Source organism: Terrisporobacter hibernicus (assembly GCF_020809405.1).
Lineage (GTDB): Bacteria > Bacillota > Clostridia > Peptostreptococcales > Peptostreptococcaceae > Terrisporobacter > Terrisporobacter petrolearius.
On the sequence record NZ_CP081135.1, the window covers coordinates 597,984 to 620,905 of the forward strand.

Here is a 22,922-nt window from a genome sequence, read left to right on the forward strand (position 1 = left end):
ATTTTATCCCCTCTCTACTGCTTTTGCTTCTAATGCCTCTGCAGCCTTATAAGAGCTTCTAACTAATGGGCTACTTGCTATAAATCTAAATCCCTTTTCTTCTCCAACTTTTCTATATTCTTCGAATTTTTCAAGGGATACATATTCTTTAACATCCACATGTTTTCTACTTGGTTGTAAATATTGACCTATGGTAAAGATATCACATCCAACTTGTAAAACATCATCCATAAGCTTATATACCTCTTCATCTTTTTCTCCAAGACCTACCATAATTCCAGTTTTAGTAAGAATTTCTGGTGCATTTTCTTTCACATATTTTAGTACATATAAAGATCTCTCGTATATAGCCTCTGGTCTAACTTTTTCATATAAACTCTCTATGGTTTCCACATTATGATTAATAACATCAGGCTTTGCATTTATTATTATATCTAAGTTTTTATCTTCCCCTTTCAAATCAGGAATAAGAACTTCTATTGTTACTTCTGGATTTAATCTTTTAACTTCTTCAATAGTTTTTGCAAAATGATTTGCCCCTCCATCTTCTAAATCGTCTCTCGTAACACTAGTTATAACTACATGTTTTAAGTCTAACTTTTTAGCTGACTGTGCAACGTGTAAAGGCTCTAGTGGATCTAAATGTGTAGGTTCACCATTGGTTACATTACAAAATTTACAATTCCTAGAACATTGATTTCCCATTATCATAAATGTTACTGTTCTTTTTTTATAACATTCACCCCTATTAGGACAATTTGCTTCTTTACACACTGTATGTAGTGAATCATCTTCCATCATTTTTCCTATACTACCTACTTCACTGTCATAGGTAACTTTAAACCAATCAGGTTTTCTAACCCTTTTTCTTTTATTCTCCATCATCATTTCCCCTTTTGACATATTTTGTCTTACACTTTTTATTGTATAAATATAAATAAGAGCTGTAAATATATTATTTACAGCTCTTATTTATATTTGCTAATTTTATTCACTTTCTACAAGTCTCCAAATTCCCATCTTTGGACTTACAAATAAATCTTTTTTATATTTAAGTATTTTATCAACTTCATAACTAGAATTAACTAAATTTGAGTGAATAAGAACTTTTGCTATTTTACCTATTCTCATTTCTTCTTTTTCTCTTAGCATCTCTACTATTTTTTCACTTATTATATCCATTTCTTCTTTGGTATATTTCATATTACTCTCCTTTATATCTTTTCTTATATCTTATTATATAATATGAAACATAATATTTATACTAAATATAAACTTATAAGATTAATATTTTATATCCAATTTATTTCTGCTTTTTTTCTTGGAGCTGTTCTTTTATATTTAACATTTGGATATCCTACAACCATGCATGCAGCAATCTTTTTATTATCTTCTATCTCTAGTAAATCTAATATTTCTTTATTATTTTCAGATGCTACTTTTAAAAATCCACTATAAAAAGTTCCAAGACCTAACGCATCTACCATAAGATTCATATTGGAAGAAGCTATTGCTCCATTAAACTCATTATTAGCAGTCACAATTATTACTACTGGTGCATTGAAAAATAATTTATCATTTTTAATTGGATCTTCTTTGTATGCTTTATAAAAATTAGTCCATAAAGTAGCATATCTTTTTAAATATTCTGTTTCAGGAGTTAAATTATTAAGAATATATTCACCTTTTTTATTTAAACTTTCAAATGCTAATTCTTTTAATTCTTTTATTTTATTAGTAACAATAGTGTAGGATACATCTTGACTATTAGTTGCTGTTTGTGTGAATCTACCTGCTTCTATTATTTTTTCTATTTTTTCTTTTTCAATTTCTTTATTTTTAAAGTTTCTCACACTTCTTCTAAATTTTATAAAATTTAATAGATTTTCAGATTCTACTTCAAAACTTTCCTTTTCATATTCAACAACATCATCCATATTATAATCATCTGTTGAAATTGCCATAGTTGGACAGACTGCTACACAATGACCACATTTCATACAGGCTTGATTTTTTATATTAGCTTTATTATTTTCTATAATAATATCGTTTACTGGACAGTCTTTTATACACTTAGTACATCCTATACATTTTTCTTCATCAACATTAAACATTTTCTAACCTCCACAATTTTCACTATTTTAATAGGTTAATAATTTCATTATAAAATATATAAAAATAATTTATAATTAATTACTAATTTACCTAGCTTTTTAATTAGTATATTGTTATTATATCACTATATTTTTAAAAAGGTCTAATGGCTATTATTCATACAATAATAACTTTTAGTTATAGATATAAATTAATTTTTTATTTTTAAGGAGAATAATTATGAACTTACAGCATTTAGAATATTTTATAACCATTGCAAAAACTAAAAATTTTACAACTGCTTCCAATTTATTGTCAGTGACACAACCTGCACTTAGTAAAGCTATTTCAAAACTAGAAGAAGAATTAGATGTACCACTTTTTAAAAAAAATGGTAGGAATATTGAAATTACTAGATTTGGAGAAGTATTTTTAAATTATGCCAAATTAGCATTAAATGATATTGAAAAAGGTATTGAAGAGCTAAAATATATGAAAAATGACGAGGAAAATAATATATCTCTTTCATATACTGAGTGTGTTGGTACTAGTTTTATTCCTTTTATAATTAGCAGTTTTCTTGAAGTACACTCTGATATTAAATTTAAATTTAATAATACTTCTGCACAAAAAATCTTAAATAACCTTAGCACTAGAAAAACTGACTTGGGATTTTTTGATGATATTAGTTGTATTAATAATTACCCTGAGATTCAAACTGTATTAGTTAGTAGACAAAAGTATGTTTTAGTAACATCAAAATCACATCGTCTTTCAAATAGAACTGAAGTATCATTATCAGAATTGAAGGATGAATTATTTGTAGTTTATGATAAAGGTTGTAGCAGTAAAGGTATATCTTATACTAAATTTATTGATTATACTCCAAAAGTATCTGTACAACCTAATGAGGCAGGTATGTTAGTTGGATTAGTAGCTGCTGGTGCAGGAATCACAATAGTCCCAAGTACACCTATGATAAATACCAATGAAATTTCTATATTAAATATAAAAGAAGATATTGGTTATAAATCTATTTACATGGGATGGAATAAAAATAATTTACATTCAAAATTCATAAATGAATTTAAAAATCATATTTTGAAAATGAATAATATTTAAATTGTGTAATATATAATTGTATGTTATCTATACATAACATAGTTATGTTGTGCTTACAAATAACATAACTATGTTATTTGTAAGCATATTTTTTTATCAAGTAAGTTCTTTGACTTTTCTTCATTCTACTTTATAACATTTCTATTATCCTAATGCTACATCTAGAATCATCATTATTACAAAACCTAATGCAAATCCAATACTTCCTATATTAGAATGTTCTCCAACAGAAGCTTCTGGTATTAATTCTTCTACCACCACATAAATCATAGCTCCTGCAGCAAAAGATAAAAGATATGGCATCAAGGGTTGAATAGTTGTTGAAAATAAAATAGTTAATAATGCAGCAATAGGCTCCACTACACCAGATAAAAATCCATAAAAGAATGATTTTGATTTACTCACACCTTCACTTCTTAATGGCATGGAAATTATAGCTCCTTCTGGAAAATTTTGAATAGCTATTCCTATTGAAAGTATAAGTGCTCCAGCCATAGTTATTGTACTTTTTTGATTTATAACACCTGCAAATACTACTCCAACTGCCATTCCCTCCGGTATATTATGAAGAGCAACTGCTAATACTAGCATAGTTGTTTTTTTTATTTTTTCACTTTTTAATCCTTCTGGTTTATCATCATTATAGTGCAAGTGAGGAATAATCATATCTAATATAAGCATAAATCCTACCCCTGCAAGAATGCCTATTGCAGCTGGAGCAAAAGCTAGTTTATCCATATTACTACTCATATTTATAGCTGGTATTATTAATGACCATACTGAAGCAGCAATCATTACACCCGAAGCAAAACCAAGTAAACCTTTATTAACTAATGTATTAATTTCTTTTTTCATTATAAAAACACAAGCAGCACCTAATGTAGTACCTACAAGTGGCATTAAAATTCCAATTATTGTATTCATTATTCTATACCCCATTCTTTATATAATTTAAGTACTTATGAAATTTTCTGAAAATCAGGTTTAATATTTACAGTTTATATAAAATAATTTTGGTCTATTATTTATAGCATTTGTATATATTTTTTCATATCTATAATAACTGTATTGTTTTATTTATACCCATAATCGATAATTGTTATCAATTATAATTATATAAACATTACTTGTCAATGAATTACATTGTTTTTTTCTATTTGAGGATTACATATTTAATATTTTACAAAGAAAAAAGCCAGTAAACACTTGCTGACTTTTAATAAAACCTACTATAAAATTTCTATATCTTTTAGAATTTCAAATTTTTTTAAATTAGTCATTTCAATATTAACAGGTGTTATGGAAATATAACCATCATTTATACAAGTAATATCACTGTCTTCATCTTGATCTAATTCTCTAATATTTCCTCCAATCCAAAAATATCGTTGCCCAAAAGGACTTATCCTTTCTTCCATTACATTATCGTATTTTCTTTCTCCCAACTTAGTTATCTTACTGCCTTTTATTTTTGTATTAGGTATATTTACATTTAATATACAGTCATTAAGTAAGTTCAATTTATCTTTAATATTTTCTACAAGCATAGCTACATATTTAGCTGCATCTTTATAAACATCACTTTTAACTTTAAATTCATTATATGACACTGCAATTGATGGTTTATTTAAAACAAGCCCTTCTATTGCTGCTGATACTGTTCCAGAGTATATAACATCCGTTCCCAAGTTAGGGCCATTATTTATTCCACTTAAAACTAAATCAAAATCTATATCCTTAAATATAGCTTCTATCCCAACTTTTACACAATCTGCTGGTGTTCCTGATATGGAATAGGCCTTTATATTATCTGCAATATATGATTCTTGTACCATTATGGGACTATGTATTGTTATAGAATGTCCTGTAGCACTTTTTTGACTTTCTGGCGCAACCACATATACATTTGCTATTTTAGATATTTCTTTTGCTAATTCTATAATTCCATCTGCAAATATTCCATCGTCGTTAGTTATTAATATATTCATGAAATTCCTCCTTTATTATATTATTTATTTTGCCATAATAATTATTACTTATTAATTTTTCATAAAAAAAGGATGATATTCATCCTCATCCTTATATATTACTTTTTATAAGTAAAAATTCCTACTCTTTTATTTAAAATATTTTTCTTTAATTTTATTTATTTTTTTATTATCTAGGGTTGATGCTATTCCAATTTGTCCATCTAGCATATGCCATACATAATTATGCACTTCTACTGCATTGTTAAAGTTTCCATTCTTCCATTTTGTGAGTTCTTTTTCTAAATATTCCCTAGCTTCTTTATTTTTTATATAATTTATTGAATTTAATGATATTTCAATATTTTTAGGCGTTATATTTATCACTCCAAATTTTTTACCATCTGCTGGGTTAATAATTTGATTAGACATTTGGTGTATAAAATTAACTACTCCATACTCATCATATACTATATTTTTACTATTACTATCTTTATTACTATCATTGCTTTCTTTCGTTTTATCTACCTTGTATCTCGTTATTTTTACAAAGTGAATTTTGTTATCTTCTACTACCGCCTTTGGAATTATTGTGTCCAACTCTAAGGCTGCGCTTATTTCATCTATTTTTAAAACATCATTTATTTTTTGTAAAACTGTCATTACTGGCTTTACATAATAAGCTAATGCTGGATTATATAATCCTATAGAAAATAAAATAACTATACTGGCTACTATTTTAACATATCTTTTCTTATTTTTGCTCTTAAATATCTCCCCCTCTGCTTTATCTATAGCATCCTTTATAATGCTTTCTTTATCAAAACTATATTTTATACCATCTATTTTTTCTTTATCTATATAAAAATCATTCATTTCTTTATCAATTTCTTCTATTGCCATGTCATCTATATTTTCATTATTTAAATTAATATTTTTTTTACTTTTACTCATTAATGTAATCCTCCTTTAGCAGGTTTTTCATGTCTTTTATTGCCTTTCTAATATGTGTCTTTATAGTATTTATTGGACGCTCCAAAATTTTGGATATATCCTCAATTTTTAAATCATCTACATATCTAAGAATAATTACATCTTTATATTTATCTTCTAACTCATCCATGGCATTGTATAAATCAATTTTAATTTCTACTTGGTTATCATTATGTATCTCTTTTACATAATGATTTTCATCATGTTCCAAATCTATCATTCCATTTTTACTCATATAATCATTTGATACATTTATAATAATTTTACTTAACCAAGTTTTAAAGTATTTTGCTTCTTTTAAACTTTTTACATTTTTATAAGCTTTGTAAATTGTTTCCTGTACTATTTCTTTTGCATCTTCTTCATGTTTACATCTTAAATATGCTTCTTTATATAATCTATCAAAATACATATTTATTAAATCTTCAAAAGCTTCTCTATCACCTTTAATAGCTTTTTTCACTAAAAGTATATCTTCCATGATTACTCCTTTCATTTTTGTTTTCAACTGCTAGACATAAATTTATAATAAAAGGTTTTAATTTTTTAAACTTAATTTTGGATAATTACTAATTTTTTATAAATTTGTGATTAGTACATAAGTTATGAATGTAAATCACTTCATAAATATTAGGAATTTTTCTTAATTATAAATCTAATTCATAGCTATCAATTTATTGTTGGGAATTTAAAAGTAATATTTTTATAAGAAAAAATGAATTAAAGAAAGCCAGAAAAGAACTTTACATGTGGGAATTTTAAATATCTTTTCTGCTTTTGGTGAGTTGTTAAATAACATCGTTTATCCAGGTAATGATTTATTTAAATATATAATTATACACATATTTATTAAAAACACCCCGTATAATCTATATTTTAACAGAAAAATTTATAAAAATATAGACTTACAATGAAAACATTTTCATACTACTATAATAGTATAAATATAAATCATTTTAAAAGTAGATAAATACTTTTTACAATAACGGTAGTTATCTACACTAAAGATATCAACGAACAACTAAATTTTACTATTTTCTATCTGTATGAAATTAGTAAAATAAACATTTAATATTGGAGGTACATATTATGAAAATTAATATCGTCACAAAAAAAATTGAATTAACAAATTCTATTAAAGAAAAAATAGAAAATACTTTTTATAACTTAGAAAAGTATTTAAGCAGTGATACAGATGTACATGTAAAATTAGATGTTACTAAGAGAAGTCAAAAAATTGAAGTGACTATATTTACTAAAAATGGGACAATAATTAGAGCAGAAGATTCTAAAAATGATTTATATAATGCTATTGATGAAGTTTACGACAAATTATATAAGCAAATAAGAAAATTAAAAACTCAACTTATAAATAAAAATAGAACTAATGAAAGTATTAGATTCAATAACATAAATGAGTTTGATGACATGAATATTGAAAGTGAAAATACAATAAAAAAAGTTAAAAAATTCAACCTTGATAAGCCTATAACTACTGAAGATGCTATTATGCAAATGGATTTACTAGGACATAACTTCTTTGTATTTAGAAATTTAGATTCTGAAGATATAAACATTATTTATAAAAGACATGATGGTTATGGTTTAATTGAACAAATCTAATTATATAGTTCAATATACAATTTGTTTTTTAATATTATTAAATAAAAATAATCTGCTAAATTTTTTCAGAAAGTAGGTTTATATAGTAATTTTAGTTAAGGTATGGATCAAATAGACCATACCTTAACTTTTTCTTTATATAATTAATAGCTTTTAATAAACTTGCTAGAATCTTATTTTATTTTTAAATTATAGCTTCTTATTCAACTCTTCCTTGTAATATTTTAAATGTTTCAGAAATTCCTCTCTTCCAGAGTGCATTGCAAAAACAAATTTTTTCTTTCCAATTAATTCTTCATTTCTTTTTCTAATGTTTTCTTTTAATAACTCATACTTAACAATTATTTCATTGTCATTGGCAAATTTTCTTATATGAACCATAATTTTTAAAGAATAACATACATCTATAACAAATACACCGTAGAAAAAACCCATCACAAAAGAAAATGATAAATGGTTTGATAGCCAATAAAGAGATTCTAGTATATGAGGATGAATTAAAAAGTAATATATTGCACTTAAAACAGCCCAGAAAAACGAAAATTTAGGACAAATAATTCCTTGTATATTACAATGTTCATCTGTATAATCCCATAACTTTATATTCATTCCTTTAATAAAAATAAGACCAGCTAAATATTCAATAAAAGTAACAACTAAGGCCATTATAGTAAACAGCACTAATTCCTCTATAAATTCATTGTGTATAAAATTAATATTTATTTGAGCCAATAAAAACAATACACATAAACTAAATCCATAAAGGGGCAAGTATGGTCCTATTAAAAATCCTGGATTTATCCATCTTCGTTCTGGATTTGCTCCAGAGAAAAATCTTCTAAAAATTAATTCTATTACCCATCCTACAATACTTCCAATAAAAAATATAAATGCCAGTATTAAAAAATAACTCAAGATGTTCACCCCATTTTTTATAAGTTTTATATAATAGATAACTATTTAAATCTGTTTATAGTTAATATATTTTAAATCCACTATTTACATATAAAATCTAATAAGGTCTATAATTCACTTAACTTATTAATAACATAATCCACATGCTTTATATCCCTTTGATTTAGCTTGTGATTTAGTCATTTTAATAGCTCCCTTCATCCCGTGTGCATGTTCAAAGGAATGATATTTATTTGAGCTTGAGTTACCTCCATTTGCGTATACAATTTCATTTAAATTACTTTCACTTTTATTATTACTAGAGCTACTATTGCTTGATATAGCACCTTCATTATTATATGTATCTACATCAAAACCTTTGTCTGTAACATATCCATTAACAGACCATATATTTAACTTGCTTGCCTTAGCTTTATCTTCAGCTTTATATAAAGTGTCTAAGTGTCTTCTTTGAGAATAAACATAACCAACTCTTGCAAGACCCTCTTCTACAATTTTTTCATTGAACATTTTCCAACTTTTATCTTCTTTGTTGTAAAACCATAAATAGCATAAATGTCTATCATATTTATCAGTTTTATCTCCTTCATCATATTCAATATATGTCTTATCTCCTATTTTAAGCAATTCTTTTGCAAAGTTTGATGCATCTATTGAATATGGTTGTGGATCTACACCAGGCTTTACAGACTCTGGTGTATCTATTAATAATAATCTTAGTGTAACTGTCTTTCCAGAATCTTTTAATTTCACCTTAATTGTATCACCATCAACAACGCGTTCTATAGAAGCTTCTACCGATGCCTTTGGTACTGAAGATGTGCTGTAATTATCATTTTTATCTTGAGTAGTGTTAAAATCAGTTAGCGTACTTAAAGTTGTTGTACTACTAGAACATCCTCCAAAGAATAATGATAAAGACAGTACTCCTCCTAATAATAATGATTTAATTTTGTTTGTCTTAAATAATTTCATCTGTCTCTCCTTACCATCTATACATTTTTTTACATTTTTTTAATCAATAATATAAGTATAGCTTTTTTATGACAAATACTGAATAAGTTTTTGTTATAAATTTTCTTTTAACGCATAAAAGAGCCTAAATTAAATTAGGCTCTCTACATTATTTTTTATTAAATATTATTAATGTTTATCTCATTTAGAATAAAGTCTAATTCCAACCAACAAACATCCATCTATATAATCATAATTATTTTCATCTAAAAATTTAATAATTTCATCACTACCTGCTCCTGGTTGTATAACAACACATTTAAATTTCTTTTTATTTTCCTTTAATAATTTTAATCCTGCAGGAGGATTGATACATAAATCAATAATATCGATTTCTTCATCAATATCATTGATAGACTTTAATTCTTTTCCAACAGAATATACTTTATAATTACTATTTATAAGCTCATGTTTTATCTTATAAGCATATTTTTCTTCATTTAATGTATCTCCTAACACTACAAAAGTATTATATTGCATTATTTCTTTTAAATCCATAATTTTTTCCTCCTAAGTTTTATGTACTTTATTATAATTAGTATTATTCATTTCAGTATTTATATAAATAGTAATTTAAAATGTAATTAAAACTTTCAAAATAAAAAGTCATATGGATATATACCCATATGACTTAAATTGCTAACTATTTTTCAATATTTTATTTCTTATCTGCTCCATACGGTTATCAAGGTCAGCACTAATTTCAGCACATTCTACTAGGTTTTTAGCAAGAATATCTGCTTCTTCTTGAGGTATATCCTTTTTATAACGTAACTTATGCTCTAAACTTGCCCAAAAGTCCATAGCTATAGTTCTTAACTGAACTTCAACCTTCATATTTTTCTTCTCATTCTCTAAGAAAATTGGAACTTCTATAATTAAATGCAAGCTTCTATATCCACTTTCCTTTGGATGTCTTATATAATCCTTAACTTCTACTAAAGTTATATCATCTTGTTGCAATAAACATTCGGCTAGTAAATATATATCTTCTGTGAAAGAACAAATTACTCTTATGCCTGCAATATCATTTATATTTTCCTCTATTGAGTCAAGAGAAAATGGAAATCCTTTACGCTTTAATTTTTTTACTATGCCCTCAGGCGACTTTAGTCTTGATTTTATTGTTTCTATTGGGTTTCTATCATATTGAAGGGAAAATTGTTCATTAAGTACTTTAAATTTTGTTTCCACTTCCATAATTGCACAACGATAATAAGACATAAGCTGGTTAAGAGGCATCATGTTACGTTGAAATAAATCTATAACATTATCATCAATTAATCCTTTTATAAGTTGATCTCTTATTTGCTCTTTTATCATTTGTAAGTTCTCCCTCCATACTAAAACACACTTTAAATTATAATAAGTATAAATATTCTTTAATTTTTATACCTTATTATAATATCATAAATTTTAAATCTATTACATAAGTAAGTTAATTAATAGTATTGCATTTATAATTAAAAATAGAATTTTTGAGATATAAATAATTACAATCTTTTTCTATAATAAAAAAAAGAAAATATCTTAAAATTAAAAATAATTTTAGGATACCTTCTTTTTCATTAATTTATATTTAACTTATTTACTCAAATATAAGTTTTCATTTTAATCAAATATATATATTTATATTAACTAATTTTTTTGATTTTTTCTTTTTTATTCATTTTTTGGTTTATATGGTCAACTACTACTGCTATTGCATTATCCCCTGATACGTTTGCAGCTGTTCCGAAACTATCTTGAGTTAAGTATAATGCTATCATTAAACTTGCAAGACCACCATCAGATGGTATTCCTATCATAGGTAAAAATGGTAATGCACTCATTATAGCTCCACCTGGTGCACCTGGTGCTGCAACCATAGCTATACCTAACATTAATATAAACGGTAACATTACTCCAAATCCAAAGTCCATATTATTCATCATTAATACTGCTACTGAAAATGATGTAACTGATATTATTGATCCAGCTAAGTGAATTGTTGCACATAGTGGCACACAAAATTCTCTTATTTCCTTACTTACTCCATTATTTTTCGCACATTCAACGTTAACTGGAATAGTAGCTGCAGAAGACTGTGTTCCTACTGCTGTTAAATAACCAGGTATTTGATTTTTTAACATTTTGAATGGATTTTTCCCAGATATTGTTCCTGCCACTGTAAATTGTATTACTAAGTATATTAAATGCATTGGTATTACTATAAGGAATACTTTCCAGAATACTCCTAAAATTGCCCCAACTTGTCCTGCGTAAGTTATATTTGCAAAAGTACCTGCTATATATACTGGTAATAATGGTATTATTGCAGTTGCTAAAGTTTTTGTTACAATCTCTTGGAATTCTTGGAATACTTTATGTAAAGTTTCGCCTTTTCCATGATTTCTAAGTGAAGATATACCAAGTCCTATTGTAAATGCAAAAACGATTGCTGCTGTCACATCTACCATTGGTTCTAGTGGTATAGTAAAGAATGGAGATAGCATTCCTGCTTCTGGATCTCCTATTTGTGATGCTACACTTGAATCAATAAATGCTGGGAATATTGTTGATGCAACTAAGAATGCTGCTGTACCTGCTACTATTGTAGATCCATAAGCTATTCCTGTTGTTATTCCTAGTAATTTCCCTGCTCCTGTTGCTAGGTCGGCTATTCCTGCTGTTACAAATCCAATTATTATAAATGGTATTACAAATTTTAAAAATGCTGAAAATAAAGTACTAGCAGTAATTAATACTCTAACCAAAACCTCTGGAGCATAACTTCCTAATAAAATACCTACAATAATTCCTAAAATAAGTTTAGGCACTAATCCTATTTTTTTCTTCATAATTATCTCTTCCTCCTCAGTTTTTATTTATTGTCACGTGTTTAATTATAGTAACGTTTTCTTCTTATGTCAACGTTTTCTTTCCTTTTTATTACTTTGTATCAATTTAATTTCACTTATTAGTCTAAACTATTCTAAGTAAAATTATTAGTAAAAATTAAATTTTAAGTTGTAATTTGTTCTATTATTTAGATGTAAAACATTACTATATTTTGTTCTTATTTAATAATACAATTCTTACAACTACTGTGTTTATTTACTTATTTTACATTTGTTTTTTATATCACAACACCTTTCCATGTATTGTAAATATCCTTGTTATAAAGCTCTTCATTATCTATTGTAGGAAGATTCAAAGTACAATTGTTTTCCTCATCAATATGTAAAAATCCTCTTTCTAAATCTTCAACACTTAAATTCATTTTGTATATATTTTTTTTAAATAATTCTGGTCTCATTAAATAAACTGCAGCAGTAACGTCCCAATTATACGTCCCATCAATTCCAAATTTATCTAAATTATAATCAAACCAATAATCTACACTATTTTTTATATAAGGTACTATAGGATTTGTATAATCACTTAATTCTCTTTCGTAGTCTTCTCTCGTAACAAGAACTTTTAAACAGTTATTTCCAGTAATTACTGAAACATTATTACCTTTTGTTAAAACAGTATACGTTGCTATTGGATCACAAGAGAAATTTAACTCGTCCATTTGTCTTTTAGCAAATATTAATGGTTCAGTTATTCCTCCCATTAAAACGATTTCTTTGACTTTTTCAAAAAAAGTATTATCTTTTAGATAAGCTCCATAAAGATTAGTCAAAGACCCTGTTGCTAATATAGATAATTCTCCTTCATATTCATTTGCCATTTTCACTAAATAGTCACTTGCTTTATTATCTAAATCCTTTGGATCCTTTCCTCCTTCAATAACAGGCAAATTATCAACTTTTAATTCTTTTATCATCTTTAAAGTATTTGGATAAACTATTTCCACCTTATTGTTTCCATAAGTAGTAGTTACTCCTAATAAATTTGCATTTTTATTTCCCAGTAAATATATTAATGTAAGTCCATCATCTACATCACAATCTGGCACTCCATAAGTATTGTCACAATCAAATATTATATTTTTCATAATTAATCCTCTTTTATTCAAATTTAAAGAAAGAAACTTCTTCTTCTCTTATTTTTATTCCTACTTTATTATTTACTTTTATATTGTTATTACTCAAAATTTTAGAGCTATCTTTTACCAATATTTTTTCATTTTTTCCCCTTAAAACAAGTTCTACAAAATCTCCTATATATATAATTTCACTAATTTCATAGTCTTTTTTCTTTTCATCTATTTCTATACTTGATGGTCTAACCATGATTTCATACTTACCATCTTTTTTATCACAATTTAATTTAAAATTATGGCATTTAAAAATATTTTTCACAACTTCACCTACAAAGTAGTTATTTCTACCAAAATAATCAGCCACTTCTTTTGAAATGGGCGAACTATAAATATTATAAGGTTTATCATACTGAATTATATCACCGTGCATCATAAGAGCTATTCTATCAGATAGTTGTAATGCCTCATTCTTGTCATGGGTAACTAATATCATTGTCATATTATTTTCTCTTTGAAGTTTTTTGACAAGTTGCCCCATTTCAATTCTTAACTTTTCATCTAAACCAGAAAATGGCTCGTCAAGAAGCAATATGTCTGGGTTTGCAGCAAGGGCTCTAGCAAGGGCTACCCTTTGCATCTGTCCCCCTGAAAGTTCTTTTATTTTTCTTTTTTCAAATCCTTCTAACTGAACGTTTTTAAGTAATTTACTTACAACTTCTTTTTGTTTTTGTTTATTTATTTTATTTAAATTCATAGCAAATGCAATATTTTTTTCTACAGATAAATGAGGAAATAGCCTTAAGTCTTGAAAAACTATTACTGTTCCTCTTTTTTCAGGAGATATGTTTTGAATTTCATTTCCAAATAAAATAACTTTTCCTTTTTCTAAATCATTTAATCCTGCTATAGTTTTTAACAAAGTACTTTTACCACAACCTGACGGACCTAAAAGAGAGATAAACTCTCCACTGTTCATATCTAAATTTATATTATGAAGGATCTCATTCCCTCCCATATTTACTTTTAAATTTTCTAATTTTAAACTCATTTATTTCACCTATTTTCTATATACCATAAAAGTCTCTGCTTATATTTTTATTAATTTTAGAAACTGCCACTTGGAAAATGCTAAATATTATTATTGTTATACCTAAAAATACTAAAGAATATGTAGATGCCATATTTCTATCTCCTCCTGATAAGTATGGAAACATTACAATGGCAAAGGTCTTAACTTTACCACCACCTATTAACAACGTTAAAAAATACTGACTAAAAGATATTATATATGACATACTAATGGATGATAAAATAACTGGCGACAAAATAGGCAAAGTTGTTTTAGTAAAAGCTTGAAATTGTGTAGCTCCAAGAACTTGAGCTTGTTCTTCAAGTTTGTTACCTATAGCCATTGTTCCATCCATCAATAGTCTTGTTGCATAAGGTAGAGAGTAAATTAAGTGAACAATAATAACTCCCAAAACACTATTACTCAGTCCCCATTTTATAAACATTACATGTATTCCCATAGCAAACACTGTGGATGGTATTAAAAAGGGCAATAAAGTTGAAAAATAAAGTTGTTTTTTAAATTTAAAATCGTAAAATACAAATGCTCTAGCAGTCATCAGTCCAATTATAACTGACAATATGGCAACTACAAAAGAAAGTAATATGCTGGATGCAAATAGTTGAATCATTTCACTTTTTCGAGAAAAAATTTCATTTAGTGCCCTTGATGAGCAACACTGTGGTAATAAGTCAGGCCAAGCCCATCTTTCTGTAAAGGACCATATTATCAAATTTATTATAGGCAAAATTATACATATGCTCATTATAATTAATATAATCTTATTAATTTTATTATTTTTCACCTTATCACCTACTTTTCTTTCATTGATGGTATATTATTTTTTATTAAATTGTAGTAAATAATTGCAGCTATTAAGGAAATTATAATTATTATTCCATTTAGTGCCATAGCATATGGTCTGTTCTGTAAATTTGGATGAATATATTGAATATAAGAAAGAACAGGCAGAGCTTTGGGCAGTGTAGGACCTAATAATTGAGGTATTTCATATGCTCCTAGTGAAAATACAAATATGATTAAAAATCCACTTAGTATTGTATTTTTACATAAAGGTAGCGTTACTTTTTTAAAGGTTTCATACTTACTAGCACCCAAGTTTATAGCTGCTTCTCCTAAACTATCATTAATATTTGACATAATAGATAGTACAAAATAAATTATAAAAGGTATCTCTTTCCATAAATATGCTAACATTATTCCTATTCCATATTTATCATAAATCAAATTTAAAAATTGATCTGGCGAAGAAATAATACCAATAGATGCTAAAATTCTAGCCATAAGTCCACTTTTAGAAAAAATGTTTAATATAAAAATGGCCACAACTATATGTGGAACTACAATTGGTATCTCAATTAACTTTTCATAAAACCATTTAGTTTTTTTGTTTATTACTATTATTACACAAATTAATGTGCCTAACAAAACAGAAAACATTGATGATACAAAAGCTATATATAAACTAAACATAATTGATGATTTCATCTGTGGTGACGAAAGTACTTCCATGTAGTATTTTAATGTGGGCTTGTCTAAACCAAAAGTAGGAATCACCCCAAAACTTTGGGTGATTCCATTAATAAGCCCTATTATAAATATTATTAGAAGTAATATTTGTGGTATTAACAATATATAAGGCGTATATTTCTTTTTCATTATTTTCCAACAACCTCTTCTAACCATATTTCTTCAATTATTGGAACTAAGCCAGCTGGCATTTCAGGAAGTCTTTTTGATAATAATTCATCTTGAGGTATTGTACCTTTTCCTATATCTACTTTATCAAACTCTGTTTTTTCTTCTTTACTTAATTTACTATTGTCAACTACAGGTATAGTTTTTAGCTTTTCAAGTCTTGATACTTGTATTTCTGCACTTATCATTTCATTTATAGCTACCATTGCTCCAGCCTTATTTCCACTATTTTTAGCTATAGCCATATAATTTGTATTACCTATAGTTCCTTTATCAAATAAGAAAGTTTTTGTAGTATCAGTGTAACTTCCATTTTCTATTCCTCTAGCAACTGCATAAGCTGAATAAGTCATATTCATTACTACTTCATTATCTTTGAACATATTATCTAATTGAGTTGAATCTGCTGGGAAAGATTTACCTTCATTCCATAAATACTTGTTTAGTTCAACTAAATAATCAAGTGCTGGCTTAATTGCTTTTTTAACAGTTTCTTTGTCCTCTTTCATATCTTGGAATTGTTCATATCCACATATATCATATATTACATTACGAACAAAAGCACTTCCTGTAAAATCAGGTAGAGCTGGGTATGTAACCTTACCTTTGTTTTCTTTAGCAAACTCTAATAATTCTTTTGTGCTACTTGGTGCCTCTTTTGTAACTGCACTATCATTCATAAATACTAACTGAGCTTTTCCGTAAGGTGCTTCGTATCCTTCGGTTGGGAAGCCAAAGTCATTTTTGTTTTCATCTGCATTTAAATCAAGATATTTATCTCCATTTGGAAGTTTTTCTAAAAAAGGTCCGTAAAGCATATTATTTTCTTTAGCTGATTTAAAGTTTTCACCATTTATCCATATCATATCTATACTTCCATCTTCTTCACCAGCTTGTATTTCTCCAGATAACTGACTAAGTACTTGGTCTATATCCATTGGAACTCTTTCCATTTTTATATCGTATTTTTCTTTCATTTTTGGCGCAAAAACATCATCTAACCAAGCGTTTAACTCTTCGTCTCCACCCCATCCATAAAATGTAACTGTGCTACCTTTTGCTTTTTCCAATACTTCTTCCCACTTCATGTTATCTACATTTGTGGCAGTATCATTGCTTTTTTTACAAGCAACCATGGATAACATTATAATTGCACACATTAAAATTGATATAATTTTTCTCATATCTTCACTCCTTTTTCTTATTCTTAAACAGTCATTTTTTTATTTTCTAAATTTAAACATAGCTCTATTAAACAAAGATTTCATACCTAAAGGTATCTCTTCTTCTACATTTAGCACTAGTGGAAGTAGATGATAAGAATTTAAAAATCCTTTTCGTCTAAAATTCCCAACACAAGATGCACAATAAGTAAATAGTTTTTCTTCTCCTGCTAAGGATACTGATTTTGCAAATTTCGTTGATATTTCACTTTCTTTAGAGCTAGCGCATCCTCCTAAACCACAACACTGTGTATCCTTAAATGAATTTTTAATTTCTCCTTCTAAAAAAGGTCTTATTGTATTAAAAAACAATTTTTCTTCTCTGTCTGGGCAAGGATAGTAAATAGGAAGAGTTTCTTCTTTTATACTTTGTCCTAAATTAAGTTCTTTTAATTTTTCATAAATAGTTATTACATTTATATCTAACTTTTCATTTAAAAAATAATAACAATTAGGGCACACTACTATAACTTCTTCTATATTCTCTTCTTTTATCTTATTTCTTAAAGATTGTAAATTTTTATTTGCATCGTCTTGTAAACCTAATTCTTCTATTGGTTTTTGACAGCAATCAAAAATAACGCCAATGTCATACTTTTTAAGTTCATCTATTAATACTTTTCCTGTTTTAGGAAAAAACGACACAAAATTACATCCCGGAAATAATACTGATTTTTTATTTGAATTTTTATAGTTTGCAAATATATAAGGATTTTTTTCTTTTAAAAGCATCTTATAATCCTTATCCATTATAGCATTATTATTATTTTTAACCATTTCTTTTCTCATACTCAGTGCAATTTCTTTTCCATCTATATCTTTAGGACAAACGGATTTGCATTTTCCACAAAGAAAACAATGATAAGCCAATTCTTGTCTTTTTGAAAAACCTTGCAAATCCATATTATATTTTTTTAAAAAATCACAATTTTTAGTACATAATTTACAATGAATACAGTCTTGTGCTTTATTCTTCATTATTCTATTACCTCTTTACTATCTCCTAGATATTTTCTTTGAATAAGTATTCCTGCAAGCGTAACAACTATAGCTAAAACTCCTGCTATAATAAAGTATTTCCATTTGTTATCACCTGCTGTAAGCCCTGCAGAACCTATGGTAAAGAATGATACTCCTGGAAACATGAAAACAAATGTATATATTGTATATTTCCAAAATCCAATATCTGTTATTCCATAAGCAAAGTTTTGCAAGTTATAAGGAAATATAGGAACCATTCTAGTAATCATTAAAATTATTAAGTCGCTTTTTTCATTATCAGAAAAAAGAAGTTTTTTCAAAATTTTATTTTTCTCAAGCATGGGCTTTATCATATCTTTCAAAAAAAATCTTCCTACTAAAAATGCCATGGCCGCACCTAAAGTTGTAGCAATTAAACAAGCAAATATACCTAAAACTGGTCCAAACAAAATCCCTGCAAAGACAGCAAAAGTTACCCCTGGAATAGCTAGTACAACACATCCTACTATGGTTAAAATCATATAAATGCTCAATGCCAGTAATATATTCTCCGTAACCATTTGTTTTATAAAATCTAAGTTTTTGGTATCACTTATATAATCTGACCATCCGTAATGATTATTTAATAAAATTACAAGTATAATTATAGCTATAAATATACTTGTTTTTATAATATTGTTTTTATTCATATTTTTCTCCAATCATAAATTATTTCTTAAGGGAATAATTATTATACTGAAAATTAGCTCTTATACTCTTTTCTATCTGAAAATAATATTAAAAGCAAACCTAAAATTAAAATAATTAACAATATCAAATTTATTTTAGAGAATGGCACTCTCGTAATATTTATACCCTCTCTAATAATTGACGCTGGTACAACTTGTAGCCTTTTAAATCCGTATATAAAATTACCATATATAAAACAAATAACAATGTTTATTATAGTAAATTTAAAACCCAATTGTAAATTTTTTTTTCTTAAATAAATGCTAAATATTACAGTTAATACTCCAAAAGCAATAAATAAAATATATCCTATATTAACTCTCATTTCTAGCCATTCACTTTTAAAGCATGTTATTGCAAATACTAATGCCCATAAAAAAGCATTGTACATAATTTTTAAATATTTCATATAACCACCCTATTTTTATTTTTCTTTTAAAACGCCTTTTTCCATGCAATACGTTTTGTTTGTATAGTCTAAAAACTCTAAATCATGTGTGCTTATTAATACAGCTTTATTTTCTTCACTAATACTTTTAAGCAATTTCATTACAATATGAGAGTTTTCTAAGTCTAAGTTGCTAGTTGGTTCATCTGCTATTATTATGTCTGGATCATTTATCAAAGCTCTTATGATAGAGACTCTTCTAAGTTCACCACCAGATAAACTACTTGGATATTCATTTTCCATACCTTCTAATCCTACTTTTTTTAATAGACTTAATGCCCTATCATAAACATCTTCATTTTTATCCGATAAATAATATGGCATACACAGGTTATCTATTATTGTAAAATTAGATAGTAAATTTTGACCTTGAGTGATGTATCCTATCTTCTCATTTCTAAGTACTGATAACTGATCTTCACTCATAGAAGTTATATTCTTATGGTCTATTAGTATTTCTCCATGACTTGGCTTACATAATCCTGTTAGCAAATGAAAAAAGGTGCTCTTTCCAGATCCTGATCTGCCAATAATGCCTATAAAATCACCTCTATATACAGATAAGTTTACGTTATTAACAGCTTTAAAAATTTCATTTCTTCGCTTATATTCTTTTACTAATTTTTTTGCTTGTAAAATCATTATTCATTCTCCCTTATAAGTATATCCGTATCCTCTTTACTAATTTTATATACACTTATAATTGATGCTATTAATCCTGTAACTACAGAAATAGCTAAACACATAATTGATATTTTTAATGTTTCTATGTTAAATGTATTTAAATAAGGTATATCCATACTCATGCTTATTAAATTTTTAAACAATGTAATTAGCGTTAATGAGCATAAAACTCCAATTATAGACCCTATAGTTGTAATGATTAACCCCTCTAACATAATCATTAAAGAGATTTGTTTTTTCTTGGCTCCAATAGTATATAGTATACCTATTTCTTTTTTTCTTTCATTAATAGTAATTATAAAAATGCATATTATGGCCATAGCTGTAACTATAAACAATAAAACTGAAAAAACTGTGCTATATACACTAAATTGCTTAACTTTATTAATAATTCCACTAAATAAAGAATTTGACGTATATGCAGTAATATTTTCATCATCAAATTTTGTGTTTATATCAAATGCTAATCTTTCATTTGAATATTCATCATTTACATCTAATAATACCATTGATATTGTATTTTCCATATTATCCAGTTTTAAATTATCATTTGCAGTTTTAGAGTTTTTCAATTCATAGGCAGTCTCATAGCTCATAAATACTGAGTTATCATTGCCAGTTCCTGTTTTGTCTAGTTTGTCAACTACATTAAATTTAGTGTTGTAAAAAGTAATAATATCACCTGGTTTTGACGCTACATTATTTCCTACAACAACTTCTCCTTTTTTCAAATTGATGTTTCCTTCTTTTAACCAAGGTTTAATAACAAAATCTGTTTTTGGATCAAATGCAATTAATTGAACTGGTGCATCGCAACAAGTCGCTTCCATTGTTTGAATGTAGAATTGTGTTGACATTTTATCTATATTTTTAATACTACTTAGCTTGTCTGTCCATTCTCTATCAAAATACATAGTACTTGGTTCACCCATAAATAGTGACTGCTCAAGCTCTTTTGAATATTCATTTGGAATAACAATAACATCTGCACCCATTCTTTGTGTAACATTTTCTATTCCATTTTTCATAGAGCTCATTAAGAATGTACTTGTAAATAAAGAAAATGATTGTATTATAACAAATAAAACTAAAAATAAACTTCTTACTTTTCTATACTTTAAATTATTTAAAGATATTGAAACAATGTTTTTCTTCTTATTTATATTGTTCATAATTATTTATTTCCTTCGATTTTTTTCCTTAAATATATAATATTTATTATAGAAACAATAATTAAAACTCCACATATCAAATATATTGAAGGAAATTCTACTGTCAAGCATGGCATAGTTTCTTTTTTACATCCACCTATTAAAAATTTTGGTATAGCTATAGCGTACATACCTATAAAAATACTCATTAATGACATTCCAAGATTTATCCCTTTTGATTTTATCAACATATAACAAATCCCTACTATTATAAGTAAAATACCTATACCTAAAATTGCTTGAGTTGACCACCAACACTTCATTGGACGTTCTGGATTAAATGCACACCCTACAAAAATATGCTTTGGTCCAAGAAACATTAAAAGACCCGTTATTATATAAAACATTGCCATTCCTACTCTATTTTTCATTTTTTTATCTCCTCATTTATTTTAAGTCTTTAAATAAGAATATCTCAAAGTGAAACTACAACACCTTGAGATATAATATTATTATTTTTACTATGGTTTATAAAATTACTTAGCTATACGGAAAGTTACCCATACTTTAGTCCCATCTTCTGGTAGTACACTTTCATCGCCAAACCATTGAACTTCTTTATTTTGTGATGTTCCTGTTGCATAAGCTGCATCACTAGTTATACCAGTTGCACAACTGTCTAAACAAAGCACACATCCAGTGTTATTAGTTTTAGCACTTCCTAAATTCCCACCAAAACGTAAATCCATTTTTCTTTCATCACTTGATTTTATTATATCTTCAAATGGTATTTCTTTGTCTTGTCCTTCCCAAGTTACAACTGCTTCCAATTTTTCTCCTTCTACAGTTGCCCCTTTAGCTGAAGACGAAGCCTTCATATCTTCCGCAGTTAAATTATCACCTGGTTTAGCACCTATATCTAATAAAGCTTGATGGAATTCCTTTTCATCAGCTAAACCACGAAGCACTGACTTTTCTCCATTTGATCCATCTTTAAACACTACTCCATGACGAGTTGACTCTGTAAAATATTTTCCATTTACTTCTGTTAACATTTTCACTTCATTATTTTCTACTATTAATGTTTTTTCATCTGACGTTGCCTCTTTAGATTTTGAACAAGCTGTTATAGCAAACATTAATGTACCAACAGCTAATAAAGATATCATTTTTTTCATTTTCATATTTTGTGTCCCCCATAGTTTTATTTTATTTAT

Annotated in this window: 26 protein-coding genes; 2 read left to right on the plus strand and 24 right to left on the minus strand. The window is 26.9% G+C overall.

Annotation, left to right across the window (positions count from 1 at the left end; all coding sequences use genetic code 11):
* Positions 1-3 precede the first annotated feature (3 nt).
* The 3 genes from lipA to JW646_RS02890 all read right to left on the minus strand — a co-directional run bounded on the left by lipA (position 4) and on the right by JW646_RS02890 (position 2,114).
* The gene (gene lipA, locus JW646_RS02880; RefSeq protein WP_074918322.1) at positions 4-882 is read right to left on the minus strand and encodes a lipoyl synthase; all 879 of its coding nucleotides are present in this window, start codon (positions 880-882) and stop codon (positions 4-6) included.
* Positions 883-987: 105 nt separating this feature from the next.
* The gene (locus tag JW646_RS02885) at positions 988-1,203 is read right to left on the minus strand and encodes a hypothetical protein (protein WP_228416538.1); all 216 of its coding nucleotides are present in this window, start codon (positions 1,201-1,203) and stop codon (positions 988-990) included.
* An 89-nt stretch (positions 1,204-1,292) separates the two neighbouring features.
* Positions 1,293-2,114, minus strand: coding sequence for a nitroreductase family protein (locus JW646_RS02890; protein WP_228416540.1), 822 nt, complete (start codon positions 2,112-2,114; stop codon positions 1,293-1,295).
* 220 nt (positions 2,115-2,334) lie between these two features.
* Between JW646_RS02890 and JW646_RS02895 the strand changes: the two genes are divergently transcribed.
* Positions 2,335-3,216, plus strand: coding sequence for a LysR family transcriptional regulator (locus JW646_RS02895; RefSeq protein WP_074918326.1), 882 nt, complete (start codon positions 2,335-2,337; stop codon positions 3,214-3,216).
* A gap of 144 nt (positions 3,217-3,360) precedes the next feature.
* On the opposite strand, the gene JW646_RS02900 is transcribed toward JW646_RS02895, so the two are convergent.
* The 4 genes from JW646_RS02900 to JW646_RS02915 all read right to left on the minus strand — a co-directional run bounded on the left by JW646_RS02900 (position 3,361) and on the right by JW646_RS02915 (position 6,657).
* Positions 3,361-4,140: a ZIP family metal transporter gene (locus JW646_RS02900; RefSeq protein WP_228416542.1), complete on the minus strand. Its 780-nt coding sequence runs from the start codon at positions 4,138-4,140 to the stop codon at positions 3,361-3,363.
* Positions 4,141-4,445: 305 nt separating this feature from the next.
* Positions 4,446-5,204 carry a 5'/3'-nucleotidase SurE gene (gene surE, locus JW646_RS02905; protein ID WP_074918330.1) on the minus strand — a complete coding sequence of 253 codons (759 nt, stop codon included), beginning with the start codon at positions 5,202-5,204 and terminating at the stop codon, positions 4,446-4,448.
* Between the two features lie 129 nt (positions 5,205-5,333).
* Entirely contained in the window at positions 5,334-6,137 is an 804-nt protein-coding gene (locus JW646_RS02910; RefSeq protein WP_228416544.1) for a DUF6241 domain-containing protein, read from the minus strand.
* On the minus strand, positions 6,130-6,657 hold the full coding sequence (locus JW646_RS02915; protein WP_228416546.1) for a sigma-70 family RNA polymerase sigma factor: 528 nt from the start codon (positions 6,655-6,657) through the stop codon (positions 6,130-6,132). Before JW646_RS02915 ends, JW646_RS02910 begins: the two co-directional genes overlap by 8 nt.
* A 608-nt stretch (positions 6,658-7,265) precedes the next feature.
* On the opposite strand from JW646_RS02915, the gene hpf reads away from it, so the two are divergent.
* Positions 7,266-7,799: a ribosome hibernation-promoting factor, HPF/YfiA family gene (gene hpf, locus JW646_RS02920; RefSeq protein WP_074918336.1), complete on the plus strand. Its 534-nt coding sequence runs from the start codon at positions 7,266-7,268 to the stop codon at positions 7,797-7,799.
* Positions 7,800-7,988: 189 nt separating this feature from the next.
* Here hpf and JW646_RS02925 read toward each other — a convergent pair whose 3' ends face one another.
* The 17 genes from JW646_RS02925 to JW646_RS03005 form a co-directional block, all read right to left on the minus strand.
* Positions 7,989-8,714, minus strand: a complete 726-nt coding sequence (locus JW646_RS02925; RefSeq protein ID WP_228416548.1) for a putative ABC transporter permease — start codon at positions 8,712-8,714, stop codon at positions 7,989-7,991.
* A gap of 126 nt (positions 8,715-8,840) precedes the next feature.
* Positions 8,841-9,689 (minus strand): thermonuclease family protein, encoded by an 849-nt coding sequence (locus JW646_RS02930; RefSeq protein ID WP_228416550.1) that lies wholly within the window; start codon positions 9,687-9,689, stop codon positions 8,841-8,843.
* 180 nt (positions 9,690-9,869) lie between these two features.
* Positions 9,870-10,226: a CoA-binding protein gene (locus tag JW646_RS02935; protein WP_228416552.1), complete on the minus strand. Its 357-nt coding sequence runs from the start codon at positions 10,224-10,226 to the stop codon at positions 9,870-9,872.
* Positions 10,227-10,367: 141 nt separating this feature from the next.
* Positions 10,368-11,051: a GTP pyrophosphokinase gene (locus JW646_RS02940; RefSeq protein WP_074918344.1), complete on the minus strand. Its 684-nt coding sequence runs from the start codon at positions 11,049-11,051 to the stop codon at positions 10,368-10,370.
* A 311-nt stretch (positions 11,052-11,362) separates the two neighbouring features.
* Positions 11,363-12,568: a dicarboxylate/amino acid:cation symporter gene (locus JW646_RS02945; protein WP_228416554.1), complete on the minus strand. Its 1,206-nt coding sequence runs from the start codon at positions 12,566-12,568 to the stop codon at positions 11,363-11,365.
* Positions 12,569-12,846: 278 nt separating this feature from the next.
* Entirely contained in the window at positions 12,847-13,713 is an 867-nt protein-coding gene (locus tag JW646_RS02950; RefSeq protein ID WP_074918348.1) for a nucleoside hydrolase, read from the minus strand.
* A 13-nt stretch (positions 13,714-13,726) separates the two neighbouring features.
* Positions 13,727-14,749, minus strand: coding sequence for an ABC transporter ATP-binding protein (locus JW646_RS02955; RefSeq protein WP_228416556.1), 1,023 nt, complete (start codon positions 14,747-14,749; stop codon positions 13,727-13,729).
* 16 nt (positions 14,750-14,765) lie between these two features.
* The gene (locus tag JW646_RS02960) at positions 14,766-15,575 is read right to left on the minus strand and encodes an ABC transporter permease (protein WP_331478056.1); all 810 of its coding nucleotides are present in this window, start codon (positions 15,573-15,575) and stop codon (positions 14,766-14,768) included.
* An 8-nt stretch (positions 15,576-15,583) separates the two neighbouring features.
* On the minus strand, positions 15,584-16,450 hold the full coding sequence (locus JW646_RS02965) for an ABC transporter permease (RefSeq protein WP_074918353.1): 867 nt from the start codon (positions 16,448-16,450) through the stop codon (positions 15,584-15,586).
* Positions 16,450-17,673, minus strand: a complete 1,224-nt coding sequence (locus tag JW646_RS02970; RefSeq protein WP_228416558.1) for an ABC transporter substrate-binding protein — start codon at positions 17,671-17,673, stop codon at positions 16,450-16,452. Before JW646_RS02970 ends, JW646_RS02965 begins: the two co-directional genes overlap by 1 nt.
* A 39-nt stretch (positions 17,674-17,712) precedes the next feature.
* On the minus strand, positions 17,713-18,690 hold the full coding sequence (locus JW646_RS02975) for a (Fe-S)-binding protein (protein WP_228416560.1): 978 nt from the start codon (positions 18,688-18,690) through the stop codon (positions 17,713-17,715).
* The gene (locus JW646_RS02980) at positions 18,690-19,382 is read right to left on the minus strand and encodes a TVP38/TMEM64 family protein (protein WP_074918359.1); all 693 of its coding nucleotides are present in this window, start codon (positions 19,380-19,382) and stop codon (positions 18,690-18,692) included. The genes JW646_RS02975 and JW646_RS02980 overlap by 1 nt, the downstream gene beginning before the upstream one ends.
* Positions 19,383-19,435: 53 nt before the next feature.
* Positions 19,436-19,831 (minus strand): hypothetical protein, encoded by a 396-nt coding sequence (locus JW646_RS02985; protein WP_228416562.1) that lies wholly within the window; start codon positions 19,829-19,831, stop codon positions 19,436-19,438.
* A 15-nt stretch (positions 19,832-19,846) separates the two neighbouring features.
* Complete coding sequence (locus JW646_RS02990; protein WP_228416563.1) at positions 19,847-20,512, minus strand: ABC transporter ATP-binding protein; 666 nt, start codon at positions 20,510-20,512, stop codon at positions 19,847-19,849.
* Positions 20,512-21,726 (minus strand): ABC transporter permease, encoded by a 1,215-nt coding sequence (locus JW646_RS02995; RefSeq protein ID WP_228416565.1) that lies wholly within the window; start codon positions 21,724-21,726, stop codon positions 20,512-20,514. The genes JW646_RS02990 and JW646_RS02995 overlap by 1 nt, the downstream gene beginning before the upstream one ends.
* 2 nt (positions 21,727-21,728) lie before the next feature.
* Complete coding sequence (locus JW646_RS03000; protein ID WP_228416567.1) at positions 21,729-22,136, minus strand: DUF4418 family protein; 408 nt, start codon at positions 22,134-22,136, stop codon at positions 21,729-21,731.
* Positions 22,137-22,241: 105 nt separating this feature from the next.
* Complete coding sequence (locus tag JW646_RS03005; RefSeq protein ID WP_074918369.1) at positions 22,242-22,889, minus strand: YdjY domain-containing protein; 648 nt, start codon at positions 22,887-22,889, stop codon at positions 22,242-22,244.
* Between the last annotated feature and the right edge of the window lie 33 nt (positions 22,890-22,922).